Consider the following 18,770-nt stretch of genomic DNA (forward strand, 5'->3'; position numbering starts at 1 on the left):
TCATACGCATACTGATTGCGAAAGGAACCTCTCGCCGGAGCCATCTTGACCGCCCACGCCGCCCCGATTTCCCTCGACTTCGAGGAGGGAATAGATCGCAAGACCCTGCGTCGTCTGAGGGACCGGTTCCTTCTGGTCAATCAGCAGCGCTGGAATCGTGCCCATTCGGCGCTGTCCTACCGCCAGCAGAGTGTTCTGGAAATCCTGCCGTTGGTGTTTCACCTCAATCACCCGGCGCTGCCCGGCTATCTGGACGGCGATTGCCCCTACGGTCTGGTGAACTACACGCCGTCGGCGGCCACACTCCATGCCGCACGCCGGCTGGCCCGGACGTTCAGTCTGAAAGATGAAGGCAAGCGTCGGCCCGACCTCGACGCCATGTTCCTGATGGGGAGCCCCGGCACGCTCGGCCACTCGGTGGCCAGTGACCTCGATGTCTGGCTGTGTCACCGCAGCGATTTGCCGGAGCGGGGCATCCGTTGTCTTGAGCGCAAGGCAGAACGACTGTCCCGCTGGGCTGAGTCGCTGGGTGTGGAGCTGCACGTCTTCGTCTTCTGCGCCGCCGACTGGCGGGCCGGTCGGGAGCGTGTGGAAGTAACTGGTGAAAATTGCGGAAGCGCCCAGCACTACCTCTTGCTGGACGAGTTCTATCGTACCGGCATTCACCTGGCCGGTGCCTGGCCCATGTGGTGGCTGGTGCCGGCGGAGCAGGAGGCCAACTACCAGCAGTGTCTGCGCACCCTGGTGGATTACCGGTTTGTGAAGGCCTCCGAGTACATCGATTTCGGGCCAGTGCCGGCGATCCCCGAGGCCGAGTTTCTTGGCGCCGGGGTCTGGCAGCTGTACAAGGGCATCGATGCGCCCTGGAAGTCGATTCTGAAGCTGCTGCTGATCGAGTGCTATGCCCGAACCGTTGATCAGCCGCTGTTGTCGGCTGAATTCAAGCGGGCCATTTACCGGGGGGAAACCCACGCCGACCGTCTGGATCCCTACGTCATGCTCTACGACCGGCTGGCGGGCTGGCTGTCGGGCCCGGAGTCGGGCGCGCGCATCGATCTGGTTCGCCGGAGCCTGTACCTGAAAGCCGGTCTGCCCCTGACCCGGGCGGAGGGATCGCCGGACCAGTGGCGGGCCGGTCTGCTTAGGCGCCTGGTGGCCGAGTGGGGCTGGACCGAAGATCAGCTGCTGGAGCTGGACGAGCGCCAGCGCTGGCGTGCCGAGCAGGTCACCGCGCTTCGCCGTACGGTGGTTGCCGAACTGACCCACAGCTACCGGTTGTTGTCGAAGATGGCCCGAAACCACGGTCAGCGTGCCGCGATCAGTGACAGTGATATCAATTTGCTGGGGCGCAAGCTGTACGCTGCCTTCCAGCGCAAGGCCGGCAAGATCGAGCAGATCAATCCCGGGCTGGCGCCTTCCCTGGCGGAAGAGAATCTGGCTTTTCATCACCAGTCGGAGCAGGGTGGGGCCGGCGAGGGGTGGCTGCTCTACCGGGATCTGGAAGATCCGGCCGATGCCTTCTGGAAGCCGGTGATTCGTCGCTCCGGCAACCTGGCCGAACTGATGGTGTGGTGCTACTGCAATGGTCTGCTGAACCGGGCGACCCGGCTGAACGTTCGCGCCGGCCCTACCGTGGCTTCGGTGAGTGAGCTGCGGGAAATGCTGGACGCCCTTGCCGGCTTTCTGTCGTTCCCGATTGCTCCGGCCGATCGGGACGCGCTGTCGCGGGGCGTGCGCCCGATGCGCCACCTGCTGCTGGTTAATGTCGGCATCGACCCGCAGGCGCACCTCACCGAAAAAGGCTTGCACAAACTCAGCGCCCGCCACGATTCCCTGGGTTTCAGCGGCGGCCGTGAAAATCTGGTGGTCAGCATTGATCAGATCACCTTCAACAGCTGGCACGAGGTGAGCCTGCAACACTATGCAGCCGGCGACACGCTGGTCCAGTGCCTGAAGAATGTGCTGGCGTCAGCGGCAGCAAACCCGGCCGAGCTGCCGGAGGTTCAGGTGCACTGTCACAACCGTGGGCACGGCCCGGCCATTGCCCGGCGGGTTCAGGAACTGTTTGCCGACGTGCTCCGCCCGTTCTTTGCCGGTGGCGCGGGTCCGCATCCCCTGCGCTACGTGATCGAAATGGACCGACGCTTTTTTGTGTTGCAGTTCAACGGGCAGGAGCCGGGGTTCATTGTATTGGACAGCCTGGCCGCGTTGATGGCGCACCTCGCTCTGCCCCAGGAGCGTTACCTGCCCGTGGTGTTTGATCGCCATGCCCTGCTTGAGGAGCCAGCCCTGCGGGCGGTGTGCCAGGCCAGTGAGCCGGACACCATACAGGTCTTTTTCCGGGTGTCCGGTGAACGGACCCGGTTCTGGGTGGTGGATGAACTGGGCTCGGTGTTCAGCTGGGAGCAGCCGATGAATAGCCGACGCCACCTGCTGGTACCGGTGCTCCGGTTCCTGGACAACCTGATAGAGCGACGGATGCTGCGGCAAACGGATTCCACCGGCGTGATTGCCGGCGTCCAGTGCTATGAGCTCGTGCGGCGCGAGGACGGCTGGCGCGCCGAGCGCCGCAATGAGTCCGATTCCGGTGCGCCCCTGCCGGGCCTGGAGGTTCAGGCGGTGGGCATCCAGGAAGGTGACAGCCGACTTAGATTCGACATCTTCTGTGGTGCCCAGGAGTTTACGGTACAGGAATACGGTGACCAGCTGATTCCCGCCGTCGCCCACTACATCCGATCGCTACGGCGCAGCGACGAGCACTACCCGGTGTACCTCACCGATGTGCACTTGCCCCACGATCTGGACCCTCGGGTGTACCAACAGGACATCCAGACCAGTCAGTATCTGTATTACCGGTCGTTTCTCGAGGACGCCCTCAACCGTCACCTGGAGCGCCTCTGACCTCGCCGGGCAGGGTCGGTGTCAGGTATACTGCCGGCATGACGAACTCAGGGGTAGCAGGAATGCGCATGTCGACTCTGCCGATCGTACTGCTGGTGCTGGCGGTTTTGCTCAGCGGGTGTGGCCAGAAAGGGCCGCTTTACCGGGAGGCCTCCGGTGTTGAGGCCCCAACCCGGGCTGAAACCGTTGATGATCGGCAGCAAGACGGCGACGGCGCGAATGCCAGCGATTAGTGGTACCGACCCGTTACTCCGCAAGACCAACCAGGAAACCCATGGATCATTTCAATTACCGTGACGGTGAGCTGTTCGCCGAAGACGTCCCTGTCTCCGACATTGCCCGACAGTTTGGCACGCCGGCGTATGTCTATTCCCGTGCCACCCTGGAGCGACACTATCGCGCCTACGACGAGGCCCTGAAGGATCGTCCCCACCTGGTGTGTTATGCGGTCAAGGCCAACAGCAACCTGGCGGTGCTCAACGTGCTGGCCCGTCTGGGATCCGGGTTCGATATTGTCTCGGCCGGCGAGCTGGAGCGGGTCCTCCGCGCCGGTGGCGACCCCGGCAAGGTCGTGTTCTCGGGCGTTGGCAAGCAGGAATGGGAAATGCGACGGGCCCTTGAGGTCGGGGTGCGTTGCTTCAACGTGGAATCCGACACCGAGCTGGATCGTCTGAATGCCGTGGCCGGCGAGCTTGGCGTGAAGGCCCCTGTGTCGTTGCGGGTGAATCCGGACGTGGACGCGGGCACCCACCCCTATATTTCCACCGGTTTGAAGGAGAACAAGTTCGGCATCGACATCGCGGAGGCGCCGGAGGTGTATGCCCGAGCGGCCGGCCTGCCCAATCTGGAGGTCAAGGGTGTGGATTGCCACATCGGCTCCCAGCTCACCAGCGTGTCGCCGTTTCTGGATGCCCTGGACCGGGTGCTGGCCCTGATTGACGATCTTGCCGGCCGCGGTATCCAGATCCGCCACCTGGACATGGGCGGCGGTCTCGGCGTGACTTACAACCAGGAGCAGCCACCGCAACCGTCCGACTATGTCCGGGCCCTGTCAGAGCGCCTGGGTGACCGTTCCCTTGAGCTGATTCTCGAGCCTGGCCGTTCCATTGCCGCCAATGCCGGCATCCTGGTGACCCGGGTCGAGTTCCTCAAGTGCACCGACCACCGCAACTTCGCCATCATCGATGCCGCCATGAACGACCTGATCCGGCCGGCCCTGTACAGCGCCTGGCAGGCCATCATCCCGGTCCGGCCGCACCAGGACGGTGACGAGAGAGCCTGGGACCTGGTGGGCCCTGTCTGCGAAACGGGCGATTTCCTGGGCAAGGACCGGCGCCTGCGCCTGAAGGCCGGGGATCTTCTGGCGGTAAGATCGGCCGGCGCCTATGGCTTTGTGATGAGTTCCAACTACAACACCCGGAACCGGCCCCCGGAACTGATGGTGGATGGTGACCAGGTGCACGTGGTGCGTCGTCGTGAAACCCTCGAGGATCAGCTCGGCCCCGAGAGCTGTCTGCCGGAATGAGCGGGAACCAGGAGATGAGTCAGCAGCGCCGCAGCCAGGGCCCGACACTGCGTTTCACCAAGATGCACGGTCTGGGCAACGATTTCATGGTGGTGGACGCCATCAGCCAGCCGTTCCGTCTGCGCCCGGAGATGATTCGCGAACTGGCCAACCGGAATTTCGGCATTGGGTTCGACCAGTTGTTGGTGGTAGAGCCTCCGGGCCTGCCCGATGTGGATTTCCGCTACCGGATCTTCAACGCTGACGGCTCGGAAGTGGAACAGTGCGGCAACGGGGCCCGATGTTTCGCCCGCTTTGTCCGCGACCAGCGCCTGACCAACAAGAAGGTGATCCGGGTCCAGACCGCCAAGGGCGTGATAGAGCTCCGGGTGGGCCGGGAAGGCATGGTTACAGTGAACATGGGCATCCCCGAGTTCAATCCTCCGGCCATTCCGTTCGCCGCCGATCGCCGCAAGGACGTCTACACCGTGGATGTGGACGGCCAGACCGTAGAGCTCAGCGCCGTGTCCATGGGCAATCCCCACGGCGTTCTGCTGGTGGATAACGTGGATACTGCGGCGGTGGAAACCCTGGGGCCCCTTCTGGAAAAGCACCCGCGTTTCCCGGCCCGGGCGAACATCGGCTTCCTGCAGATACTGGATCGCTCCCATGCCCGGCTTCGGGTGTTCGAACGCGGTTCCGGCGAGACCCTGGCCTGTGGCAGCGGCGCCTGTGCGGCGGTGGTCGTCGGCTGCGTGAGAGGGTTGCTGGATGCCCGCGTGGAAGTGGAGCTGCGTGGCGGCAAGCTGGTGATCGAATGGCAGGGTGAGGGGGCCCCTGTTATGATGGAAGGGCCTGCAACCAGCGTCTTTGAAGGGCAGTTAAGGCTGCCGGGTGACTCTGGTGGCCGCCGCCGGAAGAGCGGCCGCCCCCATAAACAACGGTCCTGACAGCCAGGAGTACACGATGACAGAACAAACGGCCCGCAAGAAGGCCGGTGAGCTCAGCCGGGAAGAAGTGGCTGACTACCTGCGCGCCAACCCCGATTTTTTTGTTGACCAGGACGAGCTTCTGCGCAGCCTGACCCTGCCCCACGACAGCGGGCGCGCGATTTCACTGGTGGAACGCCAGGTGCACCTGTTCCGGGAACAGCGGGATACCCTGCGTCGGGAGCTGGTGGAGCTGGTGTCTATCGCCCGCCACAACGACCGGTTGTTCGAAAAGAGCAAGCGTCTGCTGATGCAGGTGATCGAGGCCCGAACCCTGAACGACATGGCCGCGGCCATCGATGACAGCATTCGCGGGGATTTTGGTCTGGATGCGGCCTCGGTACTGCTGTTCACCGACAACGAGCTGCCGGAAGCCTCTCAGGGGGCGCTGCATGTGGTCAGTCCGGCCGTTGCCAGGGAGCGCCTGGGCAGCCTTCTTGATGGTGAGCGTGCGGTGTGTGGCCAGTTCCGGGAGAGCGAGCGGCAGTTCCTGTTTCCCGATCGCGAAGAGCCGATCGCATCTGTTGCCCTGGTGCCCCTGCGTCACGACACCCTGGTAGGCGTGTTTGCCGTTGGCAGTTGCCAGCCGGGCTATTTCGACCAGAGCATGGGATCTCTGTTCCTGAGTTACATCAGCGATACCCTCAGTCGGCTGCTGCCGCCCATGGTGCAGCGCCATACTGCGGCGGTTCCGGTCACCGAGATGGTGACGGAGTCTCGCTGAGGTGTCTGACAGCCCGGCAGCCTCTCTGCCCGATGCGCTGTCAGAACCGATTGCCGCATTTATCCGGCATCTGGCGTCGGAAAAGCGCCATTCCCTGCGAACCTGCGACAGTTACCAGCGGGACGTGCTGCGTCTGGCCGCCTGGATGTGTGAGCGGAATCTTGACCGCTGGCAGGGCCTGACCAACCACGAGCTCCGCCGCTACGTAGCGACCCTGAGCCGGGACGGGCTCGCCGGTCGAAGCATCGCACGGCACCTGTCCGCCACCCGCCGCTTCTATCAGTTTCTGCTGCGCGAGAAGCTCGCCTCCGACAATCCGGCCCTGGATATCCGTGCGCCGAAAAGCGGCCGGCCCCTGCCCAAGGTGGCCGATGTGGATCAGCTCAACCATCTGCTCGACAGCCAGCCGGATGATCCCCTCGAAATCCGCGATTTGTGCATGTTTGAGCTCATGTACTCCTCGGGGCTGCGACTGGCGGAGCTGGCCGGCCTTGACCTGGATCGTATTGACCTCAAGGGTGGCGAAGTTCGGGTGCTGGGCAAGGGCAGCAAGGAGCGCTTGCTGCCGGTGGGTTCCAGGGCGCTGGCCGCTCTGCGCGCCTGGCTGCCGCACCGGGCATCGTTGGTGGGTGATGGTGAGCCGGCACTGTTTGTCAGCCAGCGCGGCCAGAGGCTCAGTCACCGCAGTATCCAGGCACGATTGAACCGGTGGGGCATCATTCACGGCGCGGACCAGAGGCTGCACCCGCACCTGCTTCGACATTCTTTCGCCAGCCACATGCTGGAATCCAGTGGTGACCTTCGAGCCGTACAAGAGTTACTGGGTCATGCCGATATCGCCACGACCCAGGTGTATACCCACCTGGATTTTCAGCATTTGGCACGGGTTTATGACCAGAGTCACCCCAGGGCGAGGCGAGGTAGGTATCATGGCAACACCACCGAAGATGACAGCCCAGGCCGCTAGCCGGTCGCGGCAAGGCTTCAACACCGAGATTTGAACTACAGGGATTGACGGGAGCGCTCCATGACAACGGATCCGTCCTGGAAGGAAAAATACCTTCAGGAACTCGAATCGGCAGACCATCGGGAAAAACAATGGAAGGCGGAGCGTAATACCCTCGAGCGCATGCTGGTGAGAACCAGCCTGGCCTCGGAGGGCCAGACGCCGGAGCTGGACAAATTGCTGGCCCGGGTACGCAAGGATCTCCGGAAAGGGCGGGTGGATGTGGACGCCTGGAAGGAACTGCAGGACCAGATTGACCGCCAGGTGGCCCTGCTGGACGAGAGCCCGTCGTCCGAGCCCGGTCGGCGCTCGCTGTTTTCACGGCGGACACCGGCCCAGGAACCGGACGCGCCGGTACACCAGGAAGCCGTGTCGGAACCAGAGCCCGGTGACGGGAAGGACCTGGCGGACAACATCCAGCGCTTGCGCATTGCCCGGCGAGTGGGTCAGCTACTCGGCCAGATGCTGACGCAGGTGGCTCTGGAGCCGGCTGCCGAGGCGCGGGCGCGGACCTTACAGCAGTCCCTGCTGGTCAGCAATGACTGGGACGAGTTGCGGGAGGGGCTGAACCATGTTGCCGAGCTGGTGATCGCCGCTGTCACCCGGAGCAAGCGCGAATTCGAGGCTTTCCTGAAGCGACTGGACGAGCGGCTCAATGTGCTGCGGGAGCATTTCGCCACCCAGTCCTCGGCCCAGAGCGGCAGGCTCGAGGCCTCCGAGCATCTCGACCGTGAAATTCGTGAAGAGATCGAGAGAGTGGGCCAGAAACTGTCTGAAAGCGATGACCTGGCCGATCTGAAGCACTCCGTTACCCGTCATCTGGAATCCATTGGTGAGGCCGTAAGCCGTTTCCGCAGCCAAGAAACAGAACGTGAGCGCATGCTTTCGGAACAGCTGGAGACCATGCAGCAGCGGGTTGCCGCCATGGAAGCCAATTCCGAGCAGATGCAGGAACAGGTGCGCCGGGAACGTCTGCGGGCGATGACCGACCTGCTTACCGAACTGCCCAACCGGGAGGCCTGGCAAGAGAGGCTGGCGTTTGAATACAACCGCTGGCAGCGCTACGGCCATCCGCTGACGGTGGGGGTGCTGGATATCGATCTGTTCAAGCGGGTGAACGACAGCTACGGCCACAAGGCGGGCGACCGGGTATTACAGCTGGTGGCCCGGGAATTCCGGGAGCGCCTGCGCAATACCGACTTTGTCGCCCGTTTCGGCGGGGAAGAATTCGTGCTGCTGTTCCCCGAGACCGGGCCAGACGACGCCCAGCGGGTACTGGATGAGCTCAGGGCGCACGTCGGCCGCCTGCCTTTCCATTTTCGCGGTGAGCCGGTCACCGTGACATTCTCCGCCGGTCTGGCCGGGCTGGTGTCGGGAGACACCGAGGAGTCGGTATTCGATCGCGCCGACCGTGCCCTCTACCAGGCCAAGGACAACGGCCGAAACCGGGTAGTCGTCAGTGGTAACGACGGTACGGATGCCGGGCGTTAGTGGCGCATCAGGGCGTCCAGCTCGTCAATGACCTCAGCCCAGTCGCTGTCGTCCTCCAGGCCCTCCTCGAGGAAATGGGACTGGGCTTCGGACCAGAAAGGCGCATCCTGCAGCGCGATGTCGGGCGGCAGCGGTGAATGACGGGCCACGAAGGTCTCGATGCTTTTCTCGTCGGACGCCAGGCCCAACTGTTCAAACAGCGTGCTGAGGTTGTGTTTGCTGGTGTCCATGAGCGTTCATCTCCGGTTAGCTGTTCGCCTGAATGAAATCAACGACGTTTGCAGGTATTGTTCCCTGAAATGTAGTGGAACCCCCGAGGATATCCAGTGAAGGTTACCCTTACCGTCTTACTGTGCTGCCTGCTTGTGCTGTTTCAAGCCCCCCTGCGGGCAGAGCCCCCGCAATTGTCGCCGGCGCCGGTTCTGGGTAAGGAAGAGCTGGTGTGGCTGGCGGGGCAGGAGCAGTTCCGCGTGGGTATCCGGGGCGATCAGGTGCCGCTGGTGTTCGACACCGGCAATGGGGTCCTGGCGGGCACCTACATCGACTACCTGGCCCGTCTCTCGGAGAAGCTGGCTGTCGCCATCGAGCCTGTTCTGCTGGGGCGTGACGCGGGGCCGGTAACGGCTGAGCCAGCCACAGATGCGGTGCTCACAACCCGAATGCCAGGAATGCCGGTGGTGCCGGGCAAGCGATTCACGGATCCGCTGATGTCTCTCACCTACGGGCTGTTCGTCAGCTCCGGAGACGCAGCCATTCGCTCCATCGCCGACCTGGAGGGGGCTCGCATCGCGGTGATCACCGGTGATCCGAACCAGTATCCGTTGCTGGACCCGGTGGAGAAATTCACCCCGGTACCGGTTGCCGGGGTCAGCGAAGCGGTTGGGCGGGTACTTTCGGGGAAGGCGGATGCCTTTCTGGCACCCGTGCCGGTGGTTTCGGATTACCTGCAGTCCGCCATGGTCAACGGTATCGGTCTCGCCGTGCTGCTCGACACCCGACCTGTGGATGTGGTGTTGCAGGTAGACACCGACAATGAACGCCTTTACCAGGTGCTCAATAAAGCGGTGGCGGCCATCAGTCACAGCGAGCACCGGGTGATCCGTCAGTCCTGGCTGCAGTCGGACCAGCCGACCGTCCAGCGGACCGGGGTTGAACTGTCAGCATCGGATATCGACTGGCTTGAGCGCCACCCGAATCTGAAGGTGGCCTTCCGGTCGGACTGGCCCCCCTTCGAGTTTGCCCAGGATAACCGACCGACCGGTCTGGTGCCGGATCTGGTCAGCCGGCTGGAAAGCCAGCTCAACGTGCGCTTTACCCGTACCCTGGCGGGCGGGCGCATGGCGGTGGAGGAACAGCTCCGCTCCGGTGAGGTGGATATTCTGCCGGGCCTGTCCCGGACGCCGCGCACCGAGGGTGAGTTCCTGTTTACCCGGGCCTATCTTACCGTGCCCATTGCCCTGGCGATCCGCGACGACGGCCGGTTCATCGGCGACCTCCGGGAGCTGCGCAGCGAACGAGTGGGTGTGGTGAACCGGCAGGCCGCCCACGACTACCTGCTGATCAACCATCCCAATCTCGACCTGTACCCGGTGCAGACCGTGGAAGAGGGGTTGCTGGCGCTCTCCAACGGTGATCTGGATGTCATGGTCACCCACATACCCGCGGTAAGTTACACGGTGGCACGCCTGGGTTTGTCCAACCTGCGCATCACCAGCATCACGCCCTACCAGTACGACCTGCGGCTGGCAGTGCGCAAGGACGATGTCGAGCTGCACCGTATCCTGAACAAGGCGCTGGGCAGTCTTGAGGCCAGTGAAACCGAAGCCATCTACAACCGCTGGATTCACCTGGATATCGAGCAGGAGGCCGACTACACCGTGGTCCGCCGGGTGGTGATGATCGCCATTCTGGTGGTGCTGATCTTCCTGTACTGGAACCGCAAGCTGTCGCGGGAGGTGGATGAGCGCATCCGCTCCGAGAACGCCTTGCGACGGAGTGAGGATGAACTTCGGGCGGCCAAGTTGGAAGCCGAGCGGCTTGCCCGTGAGGCGGAGGCGGCGAGCCTGGCGAAAAGCGAGTTCCTGGCCAACATGTCCCACGAGATCCGTACCCCCATGAACGCTGTCATCGGCTACAGCGATCTGTTGAGCAACAGCGTGACGGATCCCCAGCAGCGCAACTACCTGGACTCGATTCGGGCCGGCAGCCGCAGCCTGCTGATGCTGATCAACGACATACTGGACTTGTCACGTATTGAGGCTGGCAAGATGCGCCTGGACTATTCGGCGGTGTCCGTGCGTCGGTTGCTGGATGATGTGCGGCACATCTTTGACCTGCGGGCGCGAGAGCAGGGCATTACCCTGGAGGTGAGCGTCGATTCCGGCATGCCGGCCGCCATGATGCTCGACGAGACCCGTCTGCGACAGGTGTTGTTCAATCTGGTGGGCAATGCCATCAAGTTTACCCACGACGGCGGTGTAACGGTACGGGCCACCGCCCGTCCCCTGAAGCCCCGCAAGACAGAGGCGGACCCTGAATCTGTCGAGCGCCAGTATTACAAGCTGGTGGTGACCGTCAGTGACACCGGCATTGGCATCCCCCAGGATCAGGTGGAGCGCATCTTCGATGCCTTCGAGCAGCAGGAAGGTCAGAATACCCGCCGCTATGGCGGCACGGGTCTGGGCCTGGCGATCAGCCGAAAGCTTGCCCGCATGATGGGCGGGGAGCTCGATGTGGAGAGTGAGCCGGGAGCCGGGTCGGTATTCACCGTGACCCTGCCCCGGGTCGAAGCCACGGTGGAACAGGCGGAAGACGAGGGCGCGCCGAAAGAATCCGATCGTCTCCTGGCCCAGACGCTCAGCATGCAGGAACGAGGCTGGCTGAGGGAGCAACTGGCGGCAGACTTCGGCGACGAATGGCAGACGGTCCGGGAAAGTGGCGACCCTGAACAGATGAAGGATTTCGCCCGTCGCCTGCTGGCGTGGGGGCACCGCTTCCGCTCCCGGTCGGTGACCCGTTACGGTGAAAAACTGCTGGCGGACGTGGAAGCGTTTAACCTGGATGCAGTAAACAGTGCCCTGGAGGCGTTTCCGAAACTGCTGGGCCGGGAAGAATGAGGGTCGGAGACCTACAGGCAGTCGAACTGGGAGTGACGGTCGAAGGCGACCGAAACCATATCGTAACCGGAGTTGGACAGCTGGCGGATCAGGTCGCGGTCTTTCAGCAGGGCCATACAGACTTTATGCACGCTCGCCTGAAGCTGGTCCGAAGCCATCTGGCCGGAGGCAAGGCGGAAGTCGACAATCAGGTATTTGCGTTCAACAGCGGCGGAGACGGGAATGTCCTCGCGTTCGACGCTTTCATAACCGATGTAGGTGGCCTGGCCGGCGGGGAAGACCTGGCTCATCAGAACGTCGATGTTTTCGGCCTGGGCCTGTGAGGCCGACAGCAGCAGCGCTGCAGCCGCGACCCGGAGTGTGGATGTGATGGTCATTGGAGGCCACTCCCTGGTGACAATCCGATTGCTCTGTAACCAAATGTTACGGATGGTTACGATGCATTATTGCAGAGTCTGTCGCATTTTGCGTGATATGTGACATTAATTTTTCAATTTTTTGCACTCTGGTTTTGCACTCTGGCAATCCTGAGGTTGTTGGTGGACGGCCAAAGCGCCGGTCAGACCTCCCGGTGGGTTGCCGTATCAACTATGATGGAATTCAGACGAACGCCAGGAGGAAGACCCCATGTTTCAGCTTGTTTTCAAAGGCGAGTGCGTTCCCGGAACGGATCTCGAAACCGCCCGGAGTAATGCCCGAAACCTGTTCAAGGCTTCGCTTGAACAGGTGGATCGCATGTTCAGCGGGCAGCCCGTGGTCATCCGCAACAAGCTGGAAGAGGTGCAGGCGGAAAAGTACCGGGCGGTGTTGAAAAAGCACGGCATGGTGGCCTACGTGCAGCCCATGGCCGAGGCGCAAACGCCCGCTGCCACTGGCTCGCGGCCGTCACCGGAACCATCGCAACCGTCTCAACCGGCGCCCGCGGCCAGGCCTGAGCCGACGCCGGCGGCGAACCGTCAGGTACCGGAACGTGAACCGGGGGATCGACTTCCGGTTGCCGGCGAGAAAGTGGATGACATCCTTTCGGGTTCGGGGCTCAGTCTGGATCCGGTGGGTGTCACGCTGGCTGAGCAGACCGAGGTGGAAGCGCCCATGTTCCAGCACCTGGATGAATGGAGCCTGGCGCCGGCAGGCAGCGACCTTGGCGTCAAGCGCGACTTGCCCCCGCCCATGGTGCCCGACGTGTCCCATCTTTCACTGGCGGACGACGACGCTCCGGACCGGAAATGAGGCAATCGTGATCCGATACCGATGTCGGCGTTGGCTCGCGCTGTTGTTGCTGTTGCCGGGGCTCTGGCACCCGGTGTTGCTGGCCCAGGCATCCGGGCAGGCACCGGAACGCCCGAAGGTTGGCCTTGTTCTCAGCGGCGGTGGCGCCAAGGGCATGGCCCATGTCGGCGTACTCCGGGTGCTCGAGGAGATGCGCATTCCGGTAGACCTGATTGTTGGCACCAGTGCCGGCTCGGCCGTCGGTGCCCTGTACGCCAGCGGTATGCCGATCAGGGACATCGAGAACCGGTTGATCGAGCTCGACTGGCTGTCGAGCTTCCGCGACGATCCCGGGCGGGTCTACAAGCCGGTCCGGCGCAAGCAGGATGACTGGCGCTTCCCGGTCGTCCCGGGCATTGGGGTACGTTCTGACGGGTTGCATGTCGGGGGCGGCCTGATTGCTGGTCAGAACCTCGGTTTCATCCTCAATGAACTGACCCGCAGCGCCGCCCTGGTTGAGGATTTCGATCGCCTGCCCATTCGCTTCCGGGCCGTTGCCACGGACCTCGAGACCGGCGAGCAGGTGGTCATTGGCGACGGCAATCTGTCCGAGGCCATCCGTGCCAGCATGAGTATTCCCGGCGTCTACGCTCCGGCACAGCGAAACGGCAGGCTGCTGGTCGACGGCGGCGTTGCCAATAACCTGCCGGTCAGTGTCGCCCGTGAGCTGGGCGCAGACGTGATCATCGCCGTCGATATCACCGACAGCCTGATGGAGACCGAGCAGCTGCGGGAGGCGTTCTCGGTGGTGGGCCAGCTGACCACCATCATGACCCGGCGTAACACCGAACAGCAACTGGCGTTGCTCTCAGAGCGGGATGTGCTGATCCGCCCGGATCTCCAGGGCTATACCTCCGCCGATTTCTACGATGCACCGATCCTGTTCGAGCTGGGCGCCTCGGCGGCCCGCGAGCACGGTGTCGAGCTGCGTCCTCTGGCGGTATCCAGGGCGCGCTGGCAGGCCTGGCGTGCGGCCGTCCGAGGTCCGGATCTGGTGGCCGAACCCATCGCGCGCATCGATATCGAGGGCAGTAGCCGCCTGGCCCGGGATTTCCTGCGTGAACGCATTCGCCAGAAGACCGGAGAGCCGCTGGACCGTTCCCAGCTGGAAGCCGACCTGAAGCGAATCTACGGGCTGGGCTACTACGAGATCGTGTCCTACTCCGTGGCGCGCTCCACGGCTTCCGAGGGAGCTGTACTGGTCATCCGCGTACAGGAGAAAAGCTGGGGTCCCAACTACCTCTCGTTCGGGCTCAATTACGAAGACAACTTCGATGGCGAGACGCGCTTCAATATTGCCTCCGCCCTGCGAATGACCGAGTTGAACCGCCTGGGGGGCGAATGGCAGACCGGTGTGCAACTGGGCACTGATCCCTGGGTTCGCAGTCAGTGGTACCAGCCCCTGGATTACGGGTATGAACGGTTCATGGTTCTGGGCGGCACCTATTCCCGGGACACCTTCAGCCAGTTCGATGCTGCCGGCGTGCGGGTGGCCGAGGTGGACGTGACTTTTCGTGAGGTGGACCTGGCCCTTGGCATGGAACTTGGCGGTAACGCTGAGGTTCGCCTGTCCTACACCCGCGGTTATGCGACGGTGGACGAGCAGATCGGCCAGGCGGTGGCACCGGAGGGCGCCATTCACCAGGGCGGTGTTTCGTTGCAGCTGGTGCACGACTCCCTCGATGATACCTTCTACCCCCGTGCCGGGGCTTTTGCCGGCATCCGTGGCCACCTGGAGCGCGAAGGTCTGGGATCCGAGCGGGAGTTTGATTCGCTGACAAGTCTTTTGCTGGGCACCCACAGCTGGAGGGGCCTGACCCTAACCGGGCTGGCCTATGGCCGGGCCATAACCCGTGGTACGCCGGGCATCGAGAATGCCGTGCGCCTGGGCGGATTCCGGCGACTGTCCGCCTATGCACCGGGGGAGATCACGGGCGATCATGCCCTGATGGCGGCGGTTTACGCCAGTCAGTCCTTCGGCGGTCCGCTGGTACCCTGGTTCGTTGGTGTCGGCCTGGAGGCGGGTAACGCCTGGCCTTCGCTGGACGACGCCAGTTGGGACAGCTCGGTGAAATCCACCAGCGTGTACACCGGCATCGATACGTTTCTGGGGCCGGTCCAGCTGGCCGCTGCCTACAACAACAAGGACAACTGGACGGCCTACCTCAATATCGGATTTTCCTTTACCCAGCTCTTTTATTGATGGCGTCCAGCACCTGCTGGCATTGCTGCAGGGCAAACCGGTGCAGAATCCCGGCGAGGCGCTCCTCTTCCCGGTCGCGGATGGCGCTGATGGACTGGCTCATGTGCAGCAGGTTGTCCTCCAGCACACGGTTGCCGCCTTCCTGAAAGGCAACAAACGCACAGCGCTTGGCGGATGGCCAGAGGTCATCAATGGCCGAGACGATGAAGTAGTTGTCGGCGTAGGCCAGTGACGCCTGGGTGTATTCGATACCCAGCTCCAGAAACGCCATCAGGTCGTTTCTCTGGAAGCAGGCCTGCATCCGGTCGTACAGGCTCTCCAGGCGCTCGATGTCCTCGGGCTGCTGGTTGCGCACCAGCTTGCGGCCGGTATGGGTAAGGTAGAGCTCGAGGGTTTCGTACAGGCTGCGAACGAAGAACTCATCCAGCGGCGTTACGAATGCGCCCTTGCGGGGCACGTTCCGCACGAGGTGCCGTTTCTCAAGCAACAGCAAGCCTTCCCGTATGGAGCCGTGGCTGACGTCCATCTGCTTGGCCATGGCACCTTCATAGATCCGTTCGCCGGATCTGAGCTGGCCAAAGGCGATGAGGTTCTCGATATGACGGGCGACCTGTTCGGTCAGGGTTTCTCTGGGCTTGAACGCGTTCATGTAATGATCTGTCGTTACCGGATACTGACAATTCGGAGAGGGCATAGTCGCACATCGGCCATGCCGGGGCCAGTCAGAGCAGTGGCGCCAGCAGTCGAACGGCCCTGATGCCCAGGCGGAACAGGATCGAGCGCTCACGGTAGTCACTTTCCGTCATTCGTCGCGAGCTTTCCAGATCCTGTTCGAGCATGGACTCCACGCTGTCGATAAAGTGCCGGGCGGTGGTGATGGCGCTGATCTCGAAATTCAGCCGCATGGACCGGTTGTCCAGGTTTGCGGTGCCTACCGCCGCGTACCGGTCGTCCACCAGAATGACCTTCTGATGCATGAAGCCTGGCTGGTAGCGGTAGATGCCGATGCCGGTCTGGCAGGCCTGAACCAGATAGGAATAGGCGGCCAGGCCGATCAGGCGACTGTCGGACTTTTCCGGGATCAGTATGCGCACATCCACACCCCGGAGAGCGGCCAGCTGCAGCGCGTTCATGATCTGGAAATCGGGCACAAAATAGGGCGAGGCAATCCACAGCCGCTGGCGGGCATTGTTGATGCAGTTCAGGAAGAACAGAGTGCAGGTTTCCCAGGTGTCCGCCGGGCCCGTCGGCAAAATCAGCACCTCATCGTTCCCGGGCTGGTTGTCCCGCGGTGCCCAGTCGAGCCGGGGGAATTCGTTGCTGGCCCAGTTCCAGTCCTCCAGCCAGGCCAGTTGCAGCCCGGTGACCGCCGGCCCCTCGATCCGGCAGTGGGTGTCGCGCCAGGGTTCCTGATCCATGGCCGTGCCCAGATATTCGTCCCCCAGGTTGATGCCACCTACAAAACCGATCCGGCCGTCACAAACCAGCAGCTTCCGGTGGTTGCGAAAGTTGATCTGGAAGCGCCGCCGGCGCACATTACCATCGCCGAACGACGCCACCCGGGCGCCGGCCGCCGCCAGCTGTTTCAGGTACTTGCTCGGGAGGAAGACGCTGCCGATGTCGTCGTACAGAAACCAGACCTCCACGCCCTGGGCAAGCTTGCGCTCGAGGATCGACTTGATCCGCCGGCCAACCCGGTCCGAGCGCACAATATAGAACTCCAGCAGGATGTAGCGGGTGGCGTCCTCCATGGCCTCGAACAGGGCTTCAAAGGTGGCCTCGCCATCGCGCAACAGGGTGCAGCGGTTGCCGTCGGTAAAGGGCTGGCGCCCCAGCCGGCACAGAACCTGAAGCTCATCGGTGAAACGGTCGGCAGCCGGCGGGGCAATCGATGTGGTTTGCTGTTCAAACCGGTTCAACAGGCTGGTGAGCGATTCGTCGCCGAGCCGCCGGGCCCGGACATAACCCCCAAAGCGGTGGCGCCCGAACAGCACGAACATGGGGACTGCCACGTAGGGAAGACCCACCAGGGCGATGATCCAGGCGATGGCGCCCTGGGTGGTCCGATAGCTCAGCAGGATTCGATAAATGCAGGCCAGCGCCCCCAAATAGATCAGGCCAACGGCGACGGCGAGCAGAGAGGAATCAGGCATCAGCGGTCCCCGAGGCTGGTCAGCGGCGCGTTACCGGTATCGCCGAGGCTGCGGGCCCGGTATTCGGCAGGAGAGACTCCCGTCCATCGTTTGAAGGCGCGGCTGAAGGCGCTCAGTTCCGAGAAGCCGAGCAGGAAGGCAATTTCGCCAAGGGAATAGTGGTCGGCGGCCACATAGCGGAGTGCCTTGTCCTGACGCACCTGTTCTACCAGCCCCTGGAAGCTCAGGCCTTCCTTTTTCAGTTTCCGGTACAGGGTCTGGCGGCTCATGTGGCACTGCCGGGCGAGGCTGTCGGCGTCGATGCGTTCGGTGGCCATTTGCCGGGAAATCAGTCGTCGGATCTTGCGCCCGAAGGAACGTCGGGTCTGCAGCCGTGCCAGCAGCGAATTGACCTGTTTGAGCACGGCGGAATAGACGTAGGGGTTGCGCCGTGGAATGGGGTGCCCCAGATGCCGACTGCTGAAGGCAAGCCGGGTCAGGCCGTGGTCGAAGGTTACCGGCCCGCCCAGGAGTTTTTCGTATTCGGCAGCGTAGGACGGCCTGGCATGGGCAATCTCCACCCATTCGGCACGGATGCCGGAATGGATAAAGTGGCGGGTGCGCGTGATGGCGGCCGCCAGCGTCCGGTCCATGTCCTGACGGCAGTAGTGGTTCGGGGAATCCGGTTGCCAGCACAGGATGGCCTGGTCTGCCGTCTGTTCGAAGCTCAGGAACACCGACTCGTTGATCAGTCGATGCAGGCGGACGTACTGGGTGACCGCCTCGCCCAGGGTGTCGCAGTTGAAAAACACGTGCCCCACCAGACCCATCCGTTCCGGGTCCACCACCTGTCCGGCGTGAAGGCCGACCCCGGGATCGCCGGTCACCTGTTCGGCGTGGGCCCAGAGTCGGTAATGGGCGTCGGCCGGAACCCGGCGATCGGGGTCTGAGAGTTCGGAGAGGGCGAGGCCCGTGAGCTGCTCTACCCGGGATGGATGTAACACACCCTGCTGTTCCAGATAGTGCACCAGCGCAAGCGTGCTGGAGGCTGCCACCATGGGGGATTCGGGAGTGTCCACTTGCGCTGTTATCACCTTGTCGGGTCCTATGATTAACGACCTGTCATGGAAGCTGATACAAAATGTCAAGCCGCTGCAACGGTCTGTCAACGGTCTCCGCCTGCTCTAACGATAGCATTAGCGTAACAGGTTGAAGCAATGGACAGGCATTCAGGAGGTGTTTGTTTTATGGAACAGGAAATCTTTGTACCGCATACCGAGCTCGAGCGCAGAAACGTGCTTGAACTGGCTGAGTATCTGAACAGCATCTTCTACTGCTGATCCTCAGACGAAACGTCTATGACCTTCATGCCGGGCTATGCCCGGCTTTTTTGGTGCGCCCGGCACGGGCGCACTCCTGGAGGTGCAAGTCCTCC

15 protein-coding genes are annotated in these 18,770 nt (G+C 62.8%); 10 read left to right on the top strand and 5 right to left on the bottom strand.

Annotation, left to right across the window (positions count from 1 at the left end; all coding sequences use genetic code 11):
* Positions 1–45 precede the first annotated feature (45 nt).
* The 7 genes from ACFC20_RS13240 (at position 46) to ACFC20_RS13270 (ending at position 8,615) form a co-directional block, all read left to right on the top strand.
* Positions 46–2,901 carry a class I adenylate cyclase gene (locus tag ACFC20_RS13240; RefSeq protein ID WP_375193427.1) on the top strand — a complete coding sequence of 952 codons (2,856 nt, stop codon included), beginning with the start codon at positions 46–48 and terminating at the stop codon, positions 2,899–2,901.
* A 68-nt stretch (positions 2,902–2,969) separates the two neighbouring features.
* Positions 2,970–3,134: a lipoprotein gene (locus tag ACFC20_RS13245; protein ID WP_375193428.1), complete on the top strand. Its 165-nt coding sequence runs from the start codon at positions 2,970–2,972 to the stop codon at positions 3,132–3,134.
* A 41-nt stretch (positions 3,135–3,175) separates the two neighbouring features.
* Positions 3,176–4,426, top strand: coding sequence for a diaminopimelate decarboxylase (gene lysA, locus ACFC20_RS13250; protein WP_375193429.1), 1,251 nt, complete (start codon positions 3,176–3,178; stop codon positions 4,424–4,426).
* Positions 4,427–4,440: 14 nt separating this feature from the next.
* The gene (gene dapF / locus ACFC20_RS13255; RefSeq protein ID WP_375193430.1) at positions 4,441–5,355 is read left to right on the top strand and encodes a diaminopimelate epimerase; all 915 of its coding nucleotides are present in this window, start codon (positions 4,441–4,443) and stop codon (positions 5,353–5,355) included.
* A 16-nt stretch (positions 5,356–5,371) separates the two neighbouring features.
* Complete coding sequence (locus tag ACFC20_RS13260; protein WP_375193431.1) at positions 5,372–6,118, top strand: DUF484 family protein; 747 nt, start codon at positions 5,372–5,374, stop codon at positions 6,116–6,118.
* 1 nt (position 6,119) lies between these two features.
* Positions 6,120–7,085 carry a tyrosine recombinase XerC gene (gene xerC / locus ACFC20_RS13265; protein WP_375193432.1) on the top strand — a complete coding sequence of 322 codons (966 nt, stop codon included), beginning with the start codon at positions 6,120–6,122 and terminating at the stop codon, positions 7,083–7,085.
* Between the two features lie 60 nt (positions 7,086–7,145).
* Entirely contained in the window at positions 7,146–8,615 is a 1,470-nt protein-coding gene (locus ACFC20_RS13270) for a diguanylate cyclase (RefSeq protein ID WP_375193433.1), read from the top strand.
* Here the strand turns inward: ACFC20_RS13270 and ACFC20_RS13275 are convergent.
* Complete coding sequence (locus tag ACFC20_RS13275; protein WP_375193434.1) at positions 8,612–8,845, bottom strand: DUF2789 domain-containing protein; 234 nt, start codon at positions 8,843–8,845, stop codon at positions 8,612–8,614. The genes ACFC20_RS13270 and ACFC20_RS13275 overlap by 4 nt on opposite strands.
* A 96-nt stretch (positions 8,846–8,941) precedes the next feature.
* Between ACFC20_RS13275 and ACFC20_RS13280 the strand changes: the two genes are divergently transcribed.
* Complete coding sequence (locus ACFC20_RS13280) at positions 8,942–11,731, top strand: ATP-binding protein (RefSeq protein ID WP_375193435.1); 2,790 nt, start codon at positions 8,942–8,944, stop codon at positions 11,729–11,731.
* A gap of 11 nt (positions 11,732–11,742) precedes the next feature.
* On the opposite strand, the gene ACFC20_RS13285 is transcribed toward ACFC20_RS13280, so the two are convergent.
* Positions 11,743–12,108 carry a hypothetical protein gene (locus ACFC20_RS13285; RefSeq protein ID WP_375193436.1) on the bottom strand — a complete coding sequence of 122 codons (366 nt, stop codon included), beginning with the start codon at positions 12,106–12,108 and terminating at the stop codon, positions 11,743–11,745.
* A gap of 250 nt (positions 12,109–12,358) precedes the next feature.
* Here ACFC20_RS13285 and ACFC20_RS13290 point away from each other — a divergent pair, with 250 nt between their 5' ends.
* Positions 12,359–12,961 carry a hypothetical protein gene (locus tag ACFC20_RS13290; RefSeq protein WP_375193437.1) on the top strand — a complete coding sequence of 201 codons (603 nt, stop codon included), beginning with the start codon at positions 12,359–12,361 and terminating at the stop codon, positions 12,959–12,961.
* A gap of 7 nt (positions 12,962–12,968) precedes the next feature.
* Entirely contained in the window at positions 12,969–15,203 is a 2,235-nt protein-coding gene (locus ACFC20_RS13295; protein ID WP_375193438.1) for a patatin-like phospholipase family protein, read from the top strand.
* Here ACFC20_RS13295 and ACFC20_RS13300 read toward each other — a convergent pair.
* From ACFC20_RS13300 to ACFC20_RS13310, 3 genes are all read right to left on the bottom strand, one after another.
* A complete protein-coding gene (locus ACFC20_RS13300; RefSeq protein WP_375193439.1) occupies positions 15,184–15,852 on the bottom strand; it encodes a GntR family transcriptional regulator in 669 nt (222 codons plus the stop codon). The genes ACFC20_RS13295 and ACFC20_RS13300 overlap by 20 nt on opposite strands.
* Before the next feature lie 73 nt (positions 15,853–15,925).
* Positions 15,926–17,356 (bottom strand): cardiolipin synthase, encoded by a 1,431-nt coding sequence (gene cls / locus ACFC20_RS13305; RefSeq protein ID WP_375193440.1) that lies wholly within the window; start codon positions 17,354–17,356, stop codon positions 15,926–15,928.
* Positions 17,356–18,429 (bottom strand): AraC family transcriptional regulator, encoded by a 1,074-nt coding sequence (locus ACFC20_RS13310; protein ID WP_375193441.1) that lies wholly within the window; start codon positions 18,427–18,429, stop codon positions 17,356–17,358. The genes cls and ACFC20_RS13310 overlap by 1 nt, the downstream gene beginning before the upstream one ends.
* Positions 18,430–18,770: the final 341 nt, after the last annotated feature.

It is taken from the genome of Marinobacter sp., from assembly GCF_041984545.1.
Lineage (GTDB): Bacteria > Pseudomonadota > Gammaproteobacteria > Pseudomonadales > Oleiphilaceae > Marinobacter.